The organism is Ensifer sp. ZNC0028, assembly GCF_000799055.1.
GTDB lineage: Bacteria > Pseudomonadota > Alphaproteobacteria > Rhizobiales > Rhizobiaceae > Ensifer.
Genome location: NZ_JTLA01000176.1, coordinates 1 through 17570 on the forward strand (window position 1 = coordinate 1; position 17570 = coordinate 17570).

13 protein-coding genes and 1 tRNA gene are annotated in these 17570 nt (G+C 59.7%); 12 read left to right on the forward strand and 2 right to left on the reverse strand.

The genetic code is table 11. From position 1 onward, the window contains the following. Positions 1–185: 185 nt before the first annotated feature. Entirely contained in the window at positions 186–722 is a 537-nt protein-coding gene (locus tag L981_RS31645) for a GrpB family protein (RefSeq protein WP_043626290.1), read from the reverse strand. 254 nt (positions 723–976) lie between these two features. Here L981_RS31645 and L981_RS31650 point away from each other — a divergent pair. From L981_RS31650 to rpoC, 9 genes are all read left to right on the forward strand, one after another. After that, positions 977–1052 (forward strand) — tRNA-Trp (locus L981_RS31650). 197 nt (positions 1053–1249) lie between these two features. Further along, on the forward strand, positions 1250–1450 hold the full coding sequence (gene secE, locus L981_RS31655; RefSeq protein WP_034795473.1) for a preprotein translocase subunit SecE: 201 nt from the start codon (positions 1250–1252) through the stop codon (positions 1448–1450). A 16-nt stretch (positions 1451–1466) separates the two neighbouring features. Then, positions 1467–1997, forward strand: a complete 531-nt coding sequence (gene nusG, locus L981_RS31660) for a transcription termination/antitermination protein NusG (RefSeq protein ID WP_034795476.1) — start codon at positions 1467–1469, stop codon at positions 1995–1997. A 208-nt stretch (positions 1998–2205) separates the two neighbouring features. Continuing rightward, positions 2206–2637, forward strand: coding sequence for a 50S ribosomal protein L11 (gene rplK, locus L981_RS31665; protein WP_043626293.1), 432 nt, complete (start codon positions 2206–2208; stop codon positions 2635–2637). 4 nt (positions 2638–2641) lie between these two features. Next, positions 2642–3340, forward strand: coding sequence for a 50S ribosomal protein L1 (rplA, locus tag L981_RS31670; RefSeq protein ID WP_043626296.1), 699 nt, complete (start codon positions 2642–2644; stop codon positions 3338–3340). Positions 3341–3669: 329 nt separating this feature from the next. Beyond that, positions 3670–4188, forward strand: coding sequence for a 50S ribosomal protein L10 (rplJ, locus tag L981_RS31675; RefSeq protein WP_034795485.1), 519 nt, complete (start codon positions 3670–3672; stop codon positions 4186–4188). Between the two features lie 58 nt (positions 4189–4246). Continuing rightward, on the forward strand, positions 4247–4624 hold the full coding sequence (rplL, locus tag L981_RS31680; RefSeq protein ID WP_034795489.1) for a 50S ribosomal protein L7/L12: 378 nt from the start codon (positions 4247–4249) through the stop codon (positions 4622–4624). 267 nt (positions 4625–4891) lie between these two features. Then, positions 4892–9031: a DNA-directed RNA polymerase subunit beta gene (rpoB, locus tag L981_RS31685; protein WP_043626299.1), complete on the forward strand. Its 4140-nt coding sequence runs from the start codon at positions 4892–4894 to the stop codon at positions 9029–9031. Positions 9032–9215: 184 nt separating this feature from the next. Further along, the gene (gene rpoC / locus L981_RS31690; protein ID WP_043626302.1) at positions 9216–13421 is read left to right on the forward strand and encodes a DNA-directed RNA polymerase subunit beta'; all 4206 of its coding nucleotides are present in this window, start codon (positions 9216–9218) and stop codon (positions 13419–13421) included. 115 nt (positions 13422–13536) lie between these two features. Here the strand turns inward: rpoC and L981_RS31695 are convergent, their stop codons facing one another. Continuing rightward, positions 13537–13833 (reverse strand): hypothetical protein, encoded by a 297-nt coding sequence (locus L981_RS31695; protein WP_034795498.1) that lies wholly within the window; start codon positions 13831–13833, stop codon positions 13537–13539. 568 nt (positions 13834–14401) lie between these two features. Here L981_RS31695 and rpsL point away from each other — a divergent pair. The 3 genes from rpsL to fusA all read left to right on the forward strand — a co-directional run bounded on the left by rpsL (position 14402) and on the right by fusA (position 17454). Continuing rightward, on the forward strand, positions 14402–14773 hold the full coding sequence (rpsL, locus tag L981_RS31700; protein WP_003507760.1) for a 30S ribosomal protein S12: 372 nt from the start codon (positions 14402–14404) through the stop codon (positions 14771–14773). Between the two features lie 77 nt (positions 14774–14850). Beyond that, positions 14851–15321: a 30S ribosomal protein S7 gene (gene rpsG, locus L981_RS31705; protein ID WP_043626305.1), complete on the forward strand. Its 471-nt coding sequence runs from the start codon at positions 14851–14853 to the stop codon at positions 15319–15321. A 33-nt stretch (positions 15322–15354) separates the two neighbouring features. Next, on the forward strand, positions 15355–17454 hold the full coding sequence (gene fusA, locus L981_RS31710; protein WP_043626308.1) for an elongation factor G: 2100 nt from the start codon (positions 15355–15357) through the stop codon (positions 17452–17454). Positions 17455–17570: the final 116 nt, after the last annotated feature.

A 17570-nucleotide genomic window follows, 5' to 3' on the forward strand; every position in this document is an offset into this window, starting at 1 on the left:
TCGCTATCCGCGAAGGCGGCCGTACCGTCGGCGCCGGCATCGTTGCGTCGATCGTCGAGTAACGATCGAAAGGCGATGCCGTAAGCTGCCGACGGCAGCAAAAAGGTGCAAATGGCGCGCAAGCGCGATTTGCACACGGCGCCGGCATCGTTGCCTCGATCGTCGAGTAATCTGCTGACTTGAAGTCAGTAGGAAGGCCCCGCCGGCGACGGCGGGGCTTTTTTTGTTGGGGAGGATGCCAGCACGGCTTCGATGAAGGCGCGCTTGCCGCCGGTGTAGAATTCCCAGTCGCTGCCGGCTTCCGTGGCGAGCCGTCTTTTCAACGCCTCATATTGCGCGGCGTCGTCCGGTCTTTCCCGCAGTCGGTCCCGGAAGAGGAGGCGGGCCGCATGGGCGGCATTGCCTTCTCCGCAGAGGTAGAGCCGCGTACCATAGGGACGCGTTGCCGTCGTAAACGTCCAGAGGCCGCTTGCGTGCGGGTCACCGTGAAAGATGAAGCCTGCGTTGCAGAGGCGGGCGCTGAGCGCCGGCAGCGCCCCCAGGTCCGCTATCACCGCGTCGATATCGATCTTCGGCTTCGCGGCCAGTCCGGGTATCGCCGTGCTGCCGATGTGGTGGATCGCGCCGACGAAGGGAGAGAGCAGGGTGGCGATGGAAAGCGCCCGCTGCTCGAAGAGCGACGGCCAAAGCGGATCATATTCGACCAGCGTGATGCGCGGCATGCGAATCGATTCCGATGAAGAGGGCTTCCGCCAGGATAACGAATGCCCGAAGCGCCGCGAGCATTTCTGAGTGGCAAGGCAATGACTTGCCTTTCTTTGTGGGGCGCCCCGGCCGACAGGGCAGGGGATAGATGCAATTGAATGCGGATTTTTTCGGATCGGCGTTGAAAGGTGCTTGTCATCCTCCGGCAAACTGAATATGAAGCCGCTGACTTGAGGCGGCGACACGTTGTTAAACGGGCACGCAGCCGAATAGGGGTATAGCTCAGTTGGTAGAGCGGCGGTCTCCAAAACCGCAGGTCGGGGGTTCGAGCCCCTCTGCCCCTGCCATTCTCTCCAGGCTTGCATAAGCGCTGAGGGTTCGGCAGAGTAAGTTTAAGGATCGGTTAGCCGATCGACGAAATTCACAGAAAAGACTGATTGGCTCTTGTGGTTTTCAGAATCGGTCTTTATGTAGGGTCCAAACAGACACGCGGTGCGTGGGGCTGAATCATCGGCTTTACGCGCCGTAATGGCGTGAGCATTACATGGCATCCAAAACGAATCCGGTAACGTTTCTGCAGCAGGTTCGCTCTGAGACGTCGAAAGTGACCTGGCCCTCTCGGCGCGAGACGATGATCTCGACGCTGATGGTCTTTGTCATGGTCTTTTTTGCCGCTGCCTTCTTCTTTGCTGCGGACCAGTTGATGGGTTGGGCGATCGGCCTCATCCTCAACGTTGGCGCTTGATTGGGTGGAGGCTAGTATGGCTGCGCGCTGGTACATTGTTCACGCCTATTCGAACTTCGAAAAGAAGGTCGCTGAATCGATCGAGGAAAAGGCCAAGCAGAAGGGTCTCGAGCATCTGTTCGAGAAGATTCTCGTGCCGACCGAGAAGGTTGTCGAAGTGCGTCGTGGCCGCAAGGTCGACGCCGAGCGCAAGTTCTTCCCGGGCTACGTTCTGGTTCGCGCCAATCTGACGGACGAGGCATTCCACCTCATCAAGAACACGCCGAAGGTAACCGGCTTCCTCGGTACCGACAGCAAGCCCGTTCCGATTCCGGACCATGAAGCCGAGCGCATCCTCGGTCAGGTCCAGGATGGTGTCGAGCGTCCGAAGCCTTCGGTCTCGTTCGAGATCGGCGAACAGGTTCGCGTTTCGGATGGTCCGTTCGCTTCGTTCAACGGCGTCGTTCAGGATGTCGACGAAGAGCGTTCGCGCCTCAAGGTCGAAGTTTCGATCTTTGGTCGCGCGACCCCGGTCGAGCTGGAATACGGTCAGGTCGAGAAGGTCTGATAAGGCCTTAAAAGGATAGGGTGGGTTTCGGCCCATTCTGGCGGAGAAATCCGCATGCGCGTGGAAGGATGCCGGCCTTAGCCGGGTCGGATGTTCCGCACCACGCAACCGCAGCCGCCGATCCCCGTGATCGGCAAAAGTCGGGAAACCGGCGCAATTGATCCTCGGTGCGATCCGTCGCAAGGGGATTTCAGAAAGGCAGAGAGAAATGGCTAAGAAAGTTGCAGGCCAGCTCAAGCTGCAGGTGAAGGCTGGGTCGGCCAATCCGTCCCCGCCGATCGGTCCTGCGCTTGGTCAGCGTGGCATTAACATCATGGAATTCTGCAAGGCGTTCAATGCCGCCACGCAGGAAATGGAAAAGGGTATGCCGATCCCGGTCGTCATCACCTATTACCAGGACAAGTCCTTCACCTTCGTCATGAAGCAGCCGCCGGTCAGCTACTTCCTGAAGAAGGAAGCGAAGATCCAGTCCGGTTCGAAGACCCCCGGTAAGGGCGGTTCGGCCGGCAAGCTCACCAAGGCTCAGATCAAGTCGATCGCCGAAGCCAAGATGAAGGATCTCAATGCTGCCGATATCGAAGGCGCAATGGCCATGATCGAGGGCTCCGCCCGCGCTATGGGCCTGGAAGTGGTAGGCTAAGACCATGGCGAAGATTGCAAAGCGAGTACAGAAGTCCCGCGAGGGCGTTGACCCGACGAAGATCTACGGCCTCACCGAAGCCGTCTCGATGGTCAAGGAACGCGCAACTGCCAAGTTCGACGAAACCATCGAAGTTGCGATGAACCTCGGCGTTGACCCGCGCCACGCTGACCAGATGGTCCGCGGCGTTGTCAACCTGCCGAACGGCACCGGCCGCTCGGTTCGCGTCGCCGTTTTCGCACGTGGCGCCAAGGCTGATGAAGCCAAGGCTGCTGGTGCTGACGTCGTTGGCGCAGAAGAGCTCGTCGAAATCGTCCAGGGCGGCAAGATCGATTTCGATCGTTGCATCGCCACCCCGGACATGATGCCGCTCGTCGGCCGCCTCGGTAAGGTTCTCGGCCCGCGTGGCATGATGCCGAACCCGAAGGTCGGCACGGTTACGATGGATGTCGCTGGTGCCGTCAAGGCTTCCAAGGGCGGCGCCGTTGAATTCCGCGTCGAGAAGGCCGGTATCGTTCACGCTGGCATCGGCAAGGCGTCCTTCGACGCCAAGGCACTGGAAGAAAACATCCGCGCTTTCGCTGACGCCGTCGTCAAGGCGAAGCCGACCGGCGCCAAGGGCAACTACGTCAAGCGCGTCGCGATTTCGTCGACCATGGGCCCGGGTCTCAAGATCGACCCCGCCACGCTCAGCGTCGCCTAATGAATTTCGGGCTTCGGCCCGAGACTGAATTCCCGGCCTTTCGGGGCCGGGAATCCGGACGTTAAGTCCGGAACTCCTGTCCGAGATTGCGGGTGGTTATACCTTAATCACTTCGGCCTGCATGAGACGGGTAAGATCTGAATTTCACTATGGCGCCGGAGGCGTCGAAATTCGGTTCGAACCTCGCTTGCCTTGTGTCAGACCCGGCTCTTCCGGGAACGCCAAGGGACAGGATCCTTAAGCGTTATCAGGGATCGAGCAGATCTCGGGTGACAAAGGCAAACCCGATGGGGCTGCATTATTGCAACCCTGTCTACTGGAGACAGACAGTGGAAAGAGCGGAAAAACGCGAATTCGTCACGGAGCTGAACGAAGTCTTCAAGGCTTCCGGTTCGGTTGTCGTGGCCCACTATGCTGGTGTCACAGTTGCGCAGATGAACGACTTCCGTTCGAAGATGCGCGCTGCTGGCGGCACCGTCAAAGTCGCGAAAAACCGCCTGGCCAAGATCGCTCTTCAGGGCACCGAGTCGGAAGGGATGACGAATCTCTTCAAGGGTCAGACGCTGATCGCATACAGCGAAGACCCGATCACGGCTCCTAAGGTTGTCATGGATTTCGCCAAGACCAACGACAAGCTCGTTGTTCTCGGTGGCGCCATGGGCACGACCACGCTCAACGCCGAAGCAGTCAAGTCGCTCGCGACCCTGCCTTCGCTCGACGAGCTGCGCGCAAAGCTGCTGGGCCTTCTCAATGCCCCGGCAACCCGCGTCGCAACGGTTGTTCAGGCACCGGCAAGCCAGCTTGCTCGCGTGTTCTCGGCCTATGCCAAGAAGGACGAAGCCGCCTAAGGCGGATTTTCGCTGTTGTATTTAAAACCAGTTCGAACCGAACAAAAGGAAAAGTAAAATGGCTGATCTCGCAAAGATCGTTGAAGACCTCTCCTCGCTGACCGTTCTGGAAGCTGCTGAGCTTTCCAAGCTGCTCGAAGAGAAGTGGGGCGTTTCGGCTGCTGCTCCGGTAGCTGTCGCTGCTGCTGGCGGCGCTGCTGCTCCGGCTGCTGCTGAAGAAGAAAAGACCGAGTTTGACGTTATCCTCGTTGACGCTGGCGCCAACAAGATCAACGTCATCAAGGAAGTTCGCGGCATCACCGGCCTCGGCCTCAAGGAAGCCAAGGACCTGGTCGAAGGCGCTCCGAAGCCGGTTAAGGAAGCAGTTTCCAAGGCTGAAGCTGCTGACCTCAAGAAGAAGCTCGAAGACGCTGGCGCCAAGGTTGACGTCAAGTAATTCGGCTACATGCAAGGGGAGGTGGCCTTTTCAGGCCGCCTCTCTTTGACCGTTTTTAGAACATATTACCCAAAAGCCTGTCGAAAAACGGCTTTTGGGTAATGGGTTCTTCAAGAGGATGGTCTCGAACGGAAGGCAGCACAGCAATCCGCGCTGAGCGTTTTTCGTTGGTTGGACGAGATTGAACTACTCATTGATTGACGGGGTCGACTGGCCATCGGTTCCCGTCCGTTGCAGGCCCGGATGCAAGATTGACAAGGAGCGACGATGGCTCAGACCCTTTCGTTTAACGGTCGCAGGCGCGTACGCAAGTTTTTTGGTAAAATTCCAGAAGTCGCAGAAATGCCGAACCTCATCGAGGTTCAAAAGGCATCCTACGACCAGTTTCTGATGGTTGAAGAGCCCAAGGGCGGTCGCCCTGATGAAGGGCTCCAAGCTGTTTTCAAGTCGGTTTTCCCGATCAAGGATTTCTCGGGCGCATCGATGCTTGAATTCGTTTCGTACGAATTCGAGCCGCCGAAGTTCGACGTCGAAGAATGCCGTCAGCGCGATCTGACCTACGCAGCGCCGCTCAAGGTGACGCTGCGCCTCATCGTGTTCGATATCGACGAGGATACCGGCGCGAAGTCGATCAAGGACATCAAGGAACAGAACGTCTACATGGGCGACATGCCGCTCATGACCGACAATGGTACGTTCATCGTCAACGGCACAGAGCGCGTCATCGTTTCGCAGATGCACCGTTCGCCGGGCGTGTTCTTCGACCACGACAAGGGCAAGAGCCACTCGTCGGGCAAGCTGCTCTTTGCAGCCCGCGTCATTCCTTACCGCGGTTCCTGGCTCGACATCGAGTTCGACGCCAAGGACATCGTTCACGCCCGTATCGACCGCCGCCGCAAGATTCCGGTGACGTCGCTGCTGATGGCGCTCGGCATGGACGGCGAGGAAATCCTCGACACCTTCTACACGAAGTCGCTCTACCAGCGCGACGGCGAAGGTTGGCGCGTGCCTTTCCAGCCGGATGCGCTGAAGGGCCAGAAGGCGCTCGCCGACATGATCGACGCCGACACCGGCGAAGTTGTTGTCGAATCCGGCAAGAAGCTGACCCCGCGTCTGCTGCGCCAGCTGCAGGAAAAGGGCCTGAAGGCGCTCAAGGCGACCAATGATGATCTCTACGGCAACTACCTTGCCGAAGACGTCGTCAACTTCAGCACCGGTGAGATCTACCTCGAAGCCGGCGACGAGATCGACGAGAAGACCCTTCCGGTCATTCTCTCGGCCGGTTTCGACGAGATCCCGGTTCTCGACATCGACCACATCAATGTCGGCGCCTACATCCGCAACACGCTGACCGTCGACAAGAACGAGAACCGTCAGGACGCTCTGTTCGACATCTACCGCGTCATGCGTCCGGGTGAACCGCCGACCATGGATTCCGCGGAAGCCATGTTCAACACGCTGTTCTTCGATGCCGAGCGTTACGATCTCTCGGCCGTCGGCCGCGTCAAGATGAACATGCGCCTCGACCTCGAAGTCGCCGACACCGTGCGCATCCTGCGCAAGGAAGATATCCTGGCTGTCGTCAAGATGCTCGTCGAGCTGCGTGACGGCAAGGGCGAGATCGACGACATCGACAACCTCGGCAACCGCCGTGTTCGTTCGGTCGGCGAGCTCATGGAGAACCAGTACCGTCTCGGTCTGCTCCGCATGGAGCGCGCGATCAAGGAACGTATGTCCTCGATCGAAATCGACACGGTCATGCCGCAGGACCTGATCAACGCGAAGCCGGCTGCTGCCGCCGTTCGCGAGTTCTTCGGCTCCTCGCAGCTGTCGCAGTTCATGGACCAGGTGAATCCGCTTTCGGAAATCACCCACAAGCGCCGTCTTTCGGCTCTTGGCCCGGGTGGTCTGACCCGCGAGCGCGCCGGCTTCGAAGTCCGCGACGTTCATCCGACCCACTACGGCCGTATTTGCCCGATCGAAACGCCGGAAGGCCCGAACATCGGTCTGATCAACTCGCTTGCAACCTTTGCCCGCGTCAACAAGTACGGCTTCATCGAAAGCCCGTACCGCAAGATCGTTGACGGCAAGGTGACGAACGACGTCGTCTATCTCTCCGCAATGGAAGAGGCGAAGTACCACGTCGCCCAGGCAAACTCGGTTCTTGAGAACGACGGCTCGTTCGCTGAAGAGTTCGTTGTTTGCCGTCATGCCGGCGAAGTTATGCTGGCGCCGCGCGACAACATCAACCTGATGGACGTTTCGCCGAAGCAGCTCGTTTCGGTCGCTGCGGCGCTCATCCCGTTCCTTGAGAACGACGACGCCAACCGCGCACTGATGGGCTCGAACATGCAGCGTCAGGCCGTGCCGCTGCTGCGTGCCGAAGCACCGTTCGTCGGTACCGGCATGGAGCCGGTCGTTGCCCGCGATTCCGGCGCAGCAATTGCTGCCCGCCGTGGCGGTGTCGTCGACCAGGTTGACGCGACCCGTATCGTTATCCGCGCCACGGAAGACCTCGATCCGTCGAAGTCGGGCGTCGATATCTATCGTCTGCAGAAGTTCCAGCGTTCGAACCAGAACACCTGCGTCAACCAGCGCCCGCTGGTCACCGTCGGTGACATTCTGAACAAGGGCGACATCATCGCTGACGGTCCGTCGACCGACCTCGGTGACCTGGCTCTCGGCCGCAACGCGCTCGTCGCGTTCATGCCGTGGAACGGCTACAACTACGAAGACTCGATCCTGCTCTCCGAGCGGATCGTGCGCGACGACGTGTTCACCTCCATCCACATCGAAGAATTCGAAGTGATGGCGCGTGACACCAAGTTGGGTCCGGAAGAAATCACCCGCGACATTCCGAACGTTTCGGAAGAAGCGCTGCGCAACCTCGACGAAGCCGGTATCGTTTATATCGGTGCAGAGGTTCAGCCGGGTGACATCCTCGTCGGCAAGATCACGCCGAAGGGCGAAAGCCCGATGACGCCGGAAGAAAAGCTTCTGCGCGCCATCTTCGGTGAAAAGGCCTCCGACGTTCGCGACACCTCGATGCGCATGCCCCCGGGCACCTTCGGTACCGTCGTCGAAGTTCGCGTCTTCAACCGCCACGGCGTTGAGAAGGACGAGCGCGCGATGGCGATCGAGCGCGAGGAAATCGAACGCCTCGCCAAGGACCGCGACGACGAACAGGCGATCCTGGACCGCAACGTCTACGCCCGTCTCGTCGACATGCTGCGTGGCCACACGGCCGTTGCCGGCCCGAAGGGCTTCAAGAAGGGCACCGAGCTTTCGAACCTCGTCGTCAGCGAATACCCCCGCTCGCAGTGGTGGATGTTCGCCGTCGAAGACGAAAAGGCTCAGGGCGAGATCGAAGCTCTGCGCGCCCAGTACGACGAATCCAAGTCGCGCCTTGAACAGCGCTTCATGGACAAGGTCGAGAAGGTCCAGCGCGGCGACGAAATGCCTCCGGGCGTCATGAAGATGGTCAAGGTCTTCGTCGCTGTGAAGCGCAAGATCCAGCCGGGCGACAAGATGGCCGGCCGTCACGGCAACAAGGGTGTCGTGTCGCGTATCGTGCCGATCGAAGACATGCCGTTCCTGGAAGACGGCACGCATGTCGACGTCGTTCTGAACCCGCTCGGCGTGCCTTCGCGCATGAACGTCGGCCAGATCCTCGAAACCCACCTTGGCTGGGCTTGCGCCGGCATGGGTCAGAAGATCGGCGCGATGCTCGACGCCTACAAGGCAGGTGCCGATATCCAGCCGCTGCGCGACACCATCGACAGCGTCATCGGGTCGGGCCCGAAGGGTGAGCCGATCAAGCAGTACGACGACGAGTCGATCGTGCGCCTGGCCGAGCAGACCCGTCGCGGCGTTTCGATTGCAACGCCGGTCTTCGACGGTGCTGTCGAAGCCGACGTCAACGAGATGCTGGAGCAGGCAGGTCTGAAGGTGACCGGTCAGTCGACGCTCTATGACGGCCGTACCGGCGATCAGTTCGACCGCCAGGTGACCGTGGGCTACATCTACATGCTGAAGCTCAACCACCTGGTCGACGACAAGATCCACGCCCGTTCGATCGGTCCGTACTCGCTCGTCACCCAGCAGCCGCTCGGTGGTAAGGCGCAGTTCGGCGGTCAGCGCTTCGGGGAAATGGAGGTCTGGGCGCTCGAAGCGTACGGCGCCGCCTACACCCTGCAGGAAATGCTGACGGTGAAGTCGGACGACGTTGCTGGTCGTACCAAGGTCTACGAAGCGATCGTCCGTGGCGACGATACCTTCGAAGCGGGCATTCCGGAGAGCTTCAACGTTCTCGTCAAGGAAATGCGCTCGCTGGGCCTTTCGGTCGAGCTCGAAAACTCGAAGGTCGACGAGGCTGGCGCGGCGCAACTGCCCGACGCAGCCGAGTAAAGAGACCCAAGGTGCGTGCCGCCAATGCGGCGCGCACCGTTTCCGCCGGGAGACGCTGACGTCTCCGGCAGGAACGAAGCCGCAGCCAATGCGGTTTTAGCTGTTTATGGGGCAGGGGCCGGCGCCCGGGATTTGTCGGCACCCTCGCCAAGCTCAGGGCGTAAAGCCCGTAAAGGAGACAGGCATGAACCAAGAGGTCATGAATCTTTTCAATCCGCAGGTGCCTGCACAGACCTTCGATTCCATCCGGATTTCGATCGCCTCGCCGGAGAAGATTCTTTCCTGGTCTTACGGTGAGATCAAGAAGCCGGAGACGATTAACTACCGCACGTTCAAGCCGGAACGCGACGGTCTGTTCTGCGCGCGCATCTTTGGACCGATCAAGGACTACGAGTGCCTGTGCGGCAAGTACAAGCGCATGAAGTACAAGGGCATCATCTGCGAAAAGTGCGGCGTCGAAGTGACGTTGTCGCGCGTTCGCCGTGAGCGCATGGGCCACATCGAGCTCGCTGCTCCCGTTGCCCACATCTGGTTCCTTAAGTCGCTGCCGAGCCGCATTTCGACGCTGCTCGACATGACGCTGAAGGATGTCGAGCGCGTTCTGTACTTCGAAAACTACATCGTCACCGAGCCGGGTCTGACGTCGCTGAAGGAAAACCAGCTCCTCAGCGAAGAAGACTACATGCTCGCCGTGGACGAATTCGGCGAAGACCAGTTCACCGCCATGATCGGCGCCGAAGCGATCTACGAAATGCTCGCTTCGATGAACCTGGAAAAGATCGCCGGCGACCTGCGCGCCGAGCTCGCTGAGACGACCTCGGATCTGAAGCAGAAGAAGCTGATGAAGCGGCTGAAGATCGTCGAGAACTTCATGGATTCCGGCAACCGCCCGGAATGGATGATCATGAAGGTCGTTCCGGTGATCCCGCCGGATCTGCGTCCGCTCGTGCCGCTCGACGGCGGCCGTTTCGCGACGTCGGATCTGAACGATCTCTATCGCCGCGTCATCAACCGTAACAACCGTCTGAAGCGCCTGATCGAACTGCGCGCTCCGGGCATCATCATCCGCAACGAAAAGCGCATGCTGCAGGAATCTGTCGATGCGCTGTTCGACAACGGCCGTCGTGGCCGCGTCATCACCGGCGCCAACAAGCGTCCGCTGAAGTCGCTGTCCGACATGCTCAAGGGCAAGCAGGGCCGCTTCCGTCAGAACCTGCTCGGCAAGCGCGTCGACTATTCTGGCCGTTCGGTCATCGTGACCGGTCCGGAACTGAAGCTGCACCAGTGCGGCCTGCCGAAGAAGATGGCGCTCGAGCTGTTCAAGCCGTTCATCTATGCACGTCTTGACGCCAAGGGCTTCTCGTCCACCGTCAAGCAGGCAAAGAAGCTCGTCGAAAAGGAAAAGCCGGAAGTCTGGGATATCCTCGACGAGGTCATCCGTGAGCATCCGGTTCTGCTGAACCGTGCACCGACGCTGCACCGCCTGGGCATCCAGGCCTTCGAACCGACCCTGGTCGAAGGCAAGGCGATCCAGCTGCACCCGCTCGTCTGCACGGCCTTCAACGCCGACTTCGACGGCGACCAGATGGCCGTTCACGTACCGCTGTCGCTCGAAGCTCAGCTCGAAGCCCGCGTGCTGATGATGTCGACGAACAACATCCTGCACCCGGCAAACGGCGCGCCGATCATCGTTCCGTCGCAGGACATGGTTCTCGGTCTCTACTACTTGTCGATCCTGAACCAGAACGAGCCGGGCGAAGGCATGGCGTTCTCGGACATGGGCGAGCTGCACCACGCGCTCGAAACCAAGGCCGTGACACTGCACGCCAAGATCCGTGGCCGCTTCAAGACCGTCGACGCCGAGGGCAACCCGGTTTCGAAGATCTATGAAACCACGCCTGGCCGCATGATCATCGGCGAGCTGCTGCCGCGCAACGTCAACGTGCCGTTCGACACCTGCAACCAGGAAATGACCAAGAAGAACATCTCCAAGATGATCGACACGGTCTACCGCCATTGCGGCCAGAAGGACACGGTCATCTTCTGCGACCGCATCATGCAGCTCGGCTTCGCCCATGCTTGCCGCGCCGGCATTTCGTTCGGCAAGGACGACATGGTCATTCCGGACACCAAGGTGAAGATCGTCGGCGACACTGAAGCGCTCGTGAAGGAATACGAGCAGCAGTACAACGACGGCCTCATCACCCAGGGCGAAAAGTACAACAAGGTTGTCGACGCCTGGGGCAAGGCGACCGAAAAGGTCGCCGAAGAAATGATGGCCCGCATCAAGGCGGTCGAGTTCGACGACAATGGTCGCCAGAAGCCGATGAACTCGATCTACATGATGTCGCACTCGGGTGCTCGTGGTTCTCCGAACCAGATGCGCCAGCTGGGCGGCATGCGCGGCCTCATGGCCAAGCCGTCGGGTGAAATCATCGAGACGCCGATCATCTCGAACTTCAAGGAAGGCCTGACCGTTAACGAGTATTTCAACTCGACCCACGGTGCCCGTAAGGGTCTGGCAGACACCGCCTTGAAGACCGCGAACTCCGGTTACCTGACCCGTCGTCTCGTCGACGTGGCGCAGGATTGCATCGTCAACTCCGTCGATTGCGGCACCGACAAGGGCCTCACCATGACGGCGATCGTCGATGCCGGTCAGGTCGTGGCTTCGCTTGGCGCTCGTATTCTCGGCCGTACGGCTCTTGACGACATCGATCACCCGGTCACGGGCGCTCGCATCGTCGATGCCGGCCGGATGATCCTTGAACCGGATGTCATCGAGATCGAAAAGGCTGGCATTCAGTCGATCCGTATCCGCTCGGCGCTGACCTGCGAAATCCAGACGGGCGTTTGCGGCGTCTGCTACGGCCGCGACCTGGCACGTGGTACGCCGGTCAACATGGGCGAAGCGGTTGGCGTTATCGCCGCACAGTCGATCGGTGAACCGGGCACCCAGCTCACCATGCGTACCTTCCACTTGGGTGGTACGGCGACCGTGGTCGACCAGTCGTTCCTGGAAGCGTCCTACGAAGGTACGGTTCAGATCAAGAACCGCAACATGCTGCGCAACTCTGACGGCGTTCTCGTCGCCATGGGTCGTAACATGGCCGTCCAGATCCTGGATGAACGTGGCGTCGAGCGCTCTTCGCAGCGCGTCGCCTACGGTTCGAAGATCCTCGTCGACGATGGCGACAAGGTGAAGCGCGGTCAGCGTCTCGCCGAATGGGACCCCTACACCCGTCCGATGATGACGGAAGTGGAAGGTACCGTTCACTTCGAAGACGTCGTCGACGGCATCTCGGTTCTGGAAGCGACCGACGAGTCCACCGGCATCACCAAGCGTCAGGTTATCGATTGGCGTTCGACGCCGCGCGGTACCGACCTGAAGCCGGCGATCGTCATCAAGGACAAGAACGGCGCAGTCATGAAGCTGTCGCGTGGTGGCGACGCCCGCTTCATGCTTTCGGTCGACGCCATTCTGTCGGTCGAGCCGGGCACGAAGGTTTCGCAGGGTGACGTGCTTGCACGTTCGCCGCTCGAAAGCGCCAAGACCAAGGACATCACCGGTGGTCTGCCGCGCGTTGCCGAACTGTTCGAAGCACGTCGTCCGAAGGACCATGCCATCATCGCTGAGATCGATGGTACGATCCGCTTCGGCCGCGACTACAAAAACAAGCGTCGCGTTCTGATCGAGCCTGCTGAAGACGGTGTCGAGCCGGTCGAATACCTGATCCCGAAGGGCAAGCCCTTCCATCTTCAGGATGGCGACTACATCGAAAAGGGCGACTACATCCTCGACGGCAACCCGGCGCCGCACGACATCCTGGCGATCAAGGGCGTGGAAGCACTTGCTTCCTACCTGGTCAACGAAATCCAGGAAGTCTACCGACTGCAGGGCGTTGTCATCAACGACAAGCACATCGAGGTGATCGTCCGTCAGATGCTGCAGAAGGTTGAAATCACCGACGCCGGTGACTCGACCTACATCGTCGGCGACAACGTCGACCGCATCGAGCTCGAAGACGTCAACGACGGCCTGATCGAACAGGGCAAGAAGCCGGCTTACGGCGATCCGGTCCTGCTCGGCATCACCAAGGCCTCGCTGCAGACGCCGTCGTTCATCTCGGCAGCGTCGTTCCAGGAGACCACGAAGGTCCTCACGGAAGCCGCAATTGCCGGCAAGACCGACGGCCTGCAGGGTCTGAAGGAAAACGTCATCGTCGGCCGTCTGATCCCGGCCGGTACCGGTGGCACGATGACCCAGATCCGTCGCATCGCAACCGCGCGTGACGAAATGATCCTGGAAGAGCGTCGTCGTGGCACGGGTGCGGACGTCGCAACGCCGATGCTCGCCGATCTCGCCAACGAGAACGCGGCAGCCGAGTAATCGGGGAGGGCGGTCTCGCCCTCTTGATCCCAAAAAAGAAGCCGCCGGGAGCAATCCCGGCGGCTTCTTCATGTGTGATGTGCCGCCGCGAGCGGCGGAATTCGTTTTCGGCTGATCAGCTGAAGCGGATGATCGCGACTTCGCCTTCGAGTGCGCCCTGATAGGCGGAGGCGTGCGGCTCTTCGCTCGGAACGTCGGTCAATGTGCCGATCTGGTCCAGGTCGGCCTCCAGAAAACCTTCTTCGGCAAGCGCGTTCAGGGCCTCGCGCACCGCGGTGTCGTCGTCGGGCGCCTTCAGCATCACGTGAATGTCCACGCCGTCCTCGTCGCCGTCGGTCTCGTAGGCCTTGCCGATGATGATGAACACCATCGGCTCGTCCGGGGCATTGTCGTTGTCTGGGGTGACGGCCATTTTGTTTCCTTTCGAATGGGCTTGGTGCGACCTTAGCGTCCTTTTTGAATCAGCGCGATGGAAATGCAGCGCCGCGCGGACGCTTGCCGTGGAGAGCGAGTCGATCGTGGTGGAAAACCCCCACAAAGTGGTTGCCGATTCCTTAATCCCGTCAGACACTCCGGGCATAGAGGGGCAGATGAGGCGGGCGCCAGGCGCCAAACCATGTGCAAAAGCCTTGTTTTTCAGGCATGCCGGGCGAACGCGTCCGGGAATATTTCTTAATTGCCCTTGACTGTTCGCCTTGAAATCAGTACACCCCGCCGCATCGGAGCCCATGTGAGGCTGGCTGGTTCGGAACGTCGCGTTCTGAAGTTCGCCTCAAACAAGGTTCGAAACGCACGCTGACGACTACAATGCTGCACGCACGACGCACGAAATAGTGCGTCCTCTGCTTTATTTGGGGCCATCTGCGGAAAAGGCGGATCGGCCCTTGTTTTGCGCATTTCATGAGGCGTTCGAAACTGCCGGCGACGGCAACGATCCGCCCGCAAGGGTAATGTGACAAGATTTTGCAAGGGATGGGTATATGCCTACCGTAAACCAGCTGATCCGTAAGCCTCGTCAGGCACAGGTAAAGCGCAACAAGGTTCCTGCTCTGCAGGAAAACCCGCAGAAGCGTGGCGTTTGCACCCGCGTTTACACGACGACCCCGAAGAAGCCGAACTCGGCTCTGCGTAAGGTTGCCAAGATTCGCCTGACGAACGGCTTCGAAGTCATCGGCTACATTCCGGGTGAAGGCCACAACCTTCAGGAACACTCGGTCGTGATGATCCGTGGCGGCCGCGTTAAGGACCTTCCGGGCGTTCGTTATCACATCATCCGTGGTGTTCTCGATACCCAGGGCGTCAAGAACCGCAAGCAGCGCCGTTCGAAGTACGGTGCGAAGCGTCCGAAGTAATTCGGTTTTGAAAATCCCGGCGCTGCGCGAGGTCCTCCGCGTGGTAGAGCGCTAAATAGTTTGAAGAGACGAGAAGTATGTCCAGACGTCATAGAGCAGAAAAGCGTGAGATCAACCCGGATCCGAAGTTCGGTGATCTGGTTGTCACGAAGTTCATGAACGCGATCATGCTGCACGGCAAGAAGTCGGTCGCTGAAAGCATCGTTTACGGTGCGTTCGATGCGGTTCAGACCAAGCTGAAGCAGGAGCCGATTGCTGTATTCCATTCCGCGCTCGACAACATCGCGCCGCACGTCGAAGTGCGTTCGCGTCGCGTTGGTGGTGCAACCTACCAGGTTCCGGTCGACGTTCGTCCGGAGCGCCGTCAGGCTCTCGCCATCCGTTGGCTGATCACGGCTGCACGCAAGCGCAACGAAACGACCATGGTTGATCGCCTCTGCGGCGAACTCATGGACGCAGCGAACAACCGTGGTAGCGCCGTGAAGAAGCGCGAAGACACGCACAAGATGGCTGATGCCAACCGTGCGTTCTCGCACTATCGCTGGTAATTCTGGCGCGAACGTCTCAAGAGGCAGTCCACTATGGCACGCGAATACAAAATCGAAGATTACCGTAACTTCGGTATCATGGCGCACATCGACGCCGGCAAGACCACGACGACCGAGCGCATCCTTTACTACACCGGCAAGTCCCACAAAATCGGCGAAGTCCACGACGGCGCCGCTACCATGGACTGGATGGAGCAGGAGCAGGAACGCGGCATCACGATCACGTCTGCTGCGACGACCACCTTCTGGAAGGGTCGTGACGGCAAGGCTCGCCGCTTCAACATCATCGACACCCCCGGCCACGTTGACTTCACCATCGAAGTCGAGCGTTCGCTGCGCGTTCTCGACGGCGCTATCGCGCTTCTCGATGCCAACGCCGGTGTTGAGCCGCAGACGGAAACCGTCTGGCGTCAGGCGGAAAAGTACAACGTTCCGCGCATGATCTTCTGCAACAAGATGGACAAGACCGGCGCGGACTTCTACCGCTCGGTCGAGATGATCAAGACCCGTCTGGGCGCGATCGCCGTCGTCATGCAGCTGCCGATCGGCGCTGAAACCGAGTTCAAGGGTGTTATCGACCTGGTCGAGATGAACGCTCTCGTCTGGCGCGACGAATCGCTCGGCGCCCAGTGGGACGTCGTCGAGATCCCGGACGACATGAAGGACAAGGCTGAAGAATATCGCGAAAAGCTGATCGAGACCGTTGTCGAGATCGACGAAGCCGCGATGGAAGCCTACCTCGAAGGCAACATGCCCTCGAACGACAAGATCCGCGAACTCGTTCGCCGCGGCACCATCGACGTGAAGTTCCACCCGATGTTCTGCGGTACCGCGTTCAAGAACAAGGGCGTTCAGCCGCTTCTCGACGCGGTTGTCGACTACCTGCCGTCGCCGCTCGACATTCCGGCGATCAAGGGCATCGACGCCAAGACCGAAGCTGAAATCGAACGTCATGCTGACGATGCCGAGCCGCTGTCGATGCTCGCGTTCAAGATCATGAACGACCCCTTCGTCGGTTCGCTGACCTTCGCACGCATCTACTCGGGCAAGCTCGAAAAGGGCTCGTCTGTCATGAACACGGTCAAGGACAAGCGCGAGCGCGTCGGCCGCATGCTGCAGATGCACTCGAACAGCCGTGAAGACATCGAAGAAGCCTTTGCAGGCGACATCGTTGCTCTGGCCGGTCTCAAGGAAACCACCACGGGTGACACGCTCTGCGACCCGCTGAAGCCGGTTATCCTCGAGCGCATGGAATTCCCCGAGCCGGTCATCCAGATCGCGATCGAGCCGAAGTCCAAGGGCGACCAGGAAAAGATGGGCCTCGCGCTCAACCGCCTGGCAGCTGAAGACCCGTCGTTCCGCGTCAAGACCGACCAGGAATCCGGCCAGACGATCATCGCTGGCATGGGCGAACTTCACCTCGACATCATCGTCGACCGTATGCGTCGCGAGTTCAAGGTTGAAGCCAACGTCGGTGCTCCGCAGGTTGCCTACCGCGAAACCATCACGCGTCAGCACGAAGAAGACTACACGCACAAGAAGCAGTCCGGCGGTACCGGTCAGTTCGCGCGCGTCAAGCTCGTGTTCGAACCGAACCCGGATGGCGAAGATTTCGTCTTCGAATCCAAGATCGTCGGCGGTGCTGTTCCGAAGGAATACATCCCGGGCGTTCAGAAGGGTATCGAAAGCGTTCTGTCTTCGGGTCCGCTCGCTGGCTTCCCGATGCTCGGCGTCAAGGCGACGCTCATCGACGGTGCATTCCACGACGTCGACTCGTCGGTTCTCGCCTTCGAAATCGCATCGCGTGCTTGCTTCCGTGAAGCGGCCAAGAAGGCTGGTGCACAGCTTCTCGAGCCGATGATGAAGGTCGAAGTCGTAACGCCGGAAGACTACGTCGGCGACGTTATCGGCGACCTGAACTCCCGCCGTGGCCAGATCCAGGGCCAGGAATCGCGTGGCGTTGCCGTTGTGATCAACGCAAACGTTCCGCTGGCGAACATGTTCAAGTACGTCGACAACCTGCGCTCCATGTCTCAGGGCCGCGCGCAGTACACGATGACCTTCGATCACTACGCGCCGGTTCCGTCGAACGTCGCGCAGGAAATCCAGGCGAAGTATTCCGGTCAGAAGTGACCGGAATACCCAGACGCTGACAGAAGTTAAAAGTTTTCCCCGGTAGGGGATAGAAAACGGAGAGCCGGAAATGGCAAAGAGCAAATTTGAGCGCAACAAGCCGCACGTTAACATTG

Bases quoted from the DNA above. Each gene is read 5' to 3' on its own strand.
- L981_RS31645 (WP_043626290.1), bottom strand. From the start codon at position 722: ATGCCGCGCATCACGCTGGTCGAATATGATCCGCTTTGGCCGTCGCTC.
- secE (WP_034795473.1), top strand. From the start codon at position 1,250: ATGGCATCCAAAACGAATCCGGTAACGTTTCTGCAGCAGGTTCGCTCT.
- nusG (WP_034795476.1), top strand. From the start codon at position 1,467: ATGGCTGCGCGCTGGTACATTGTTCACGCCTATTCGAACTTCGAAAAG.
- rplK (WP_043626293.1), top strand. From the start codon at position 2,206: ATGGCTAAGAAAGTTGCAGGCCAGCTCAAGCTGCAGGTGAAGGCTGGG.
- rplA (WP_043626296.1), top strand. From the start codon at position 2,642: ATGGCGAAGATTGCAAAGCGAGTACAGAAGTCCCGCGAGGGCGTTGAC.
- rplL (WP_034795489.1), top strand. From the start codon at position 4,247: ATGGCTGATCTCGCAAAGATCGTTGAAGACCTCTCCTCGCTGACCGTT.
- rpoB (WP_043626299.1), top strand. From the start codon at position 4,892: ATGGCTCAGACCCTTTCGTTTAACGGTCGCAGGCGCGTACGCAAGTTT.
- rpoC (WP_043626302.1), top strand. From the start codon at position 9,216: ATGAACCAAGAGGTCATGAATCTTTTCAATCCGCAGGTGCCTGCACAG.
- L981_RS31695 (WP_034795498.1), bottom strand. From the start codon at position 13,833: ATGGCCGTCACCCCAGACAACGACAATGCCCCGGACGAGCCGATGGTG.
- rpsL (WP_003507760.1), top strand. From the start codon at position 14,402: ATGCCTACCGTAAACCAGCTGATCCGTAAGCCTCGTCAGGCACAGGTA.
- rpsG (WP_043626305.1), top strand. From the start codon at position 14,851: ATGTCCAGACGTCATAGAGCAGAAAAGCGTGAGATCAACCCGGATCCG.
- fusA (WP_043626308.1), top strand. From the start codon at position 15,355: ATGGCACGCGAATACAAAATCGAAGATTACCGTAACTTCGGTATCATG.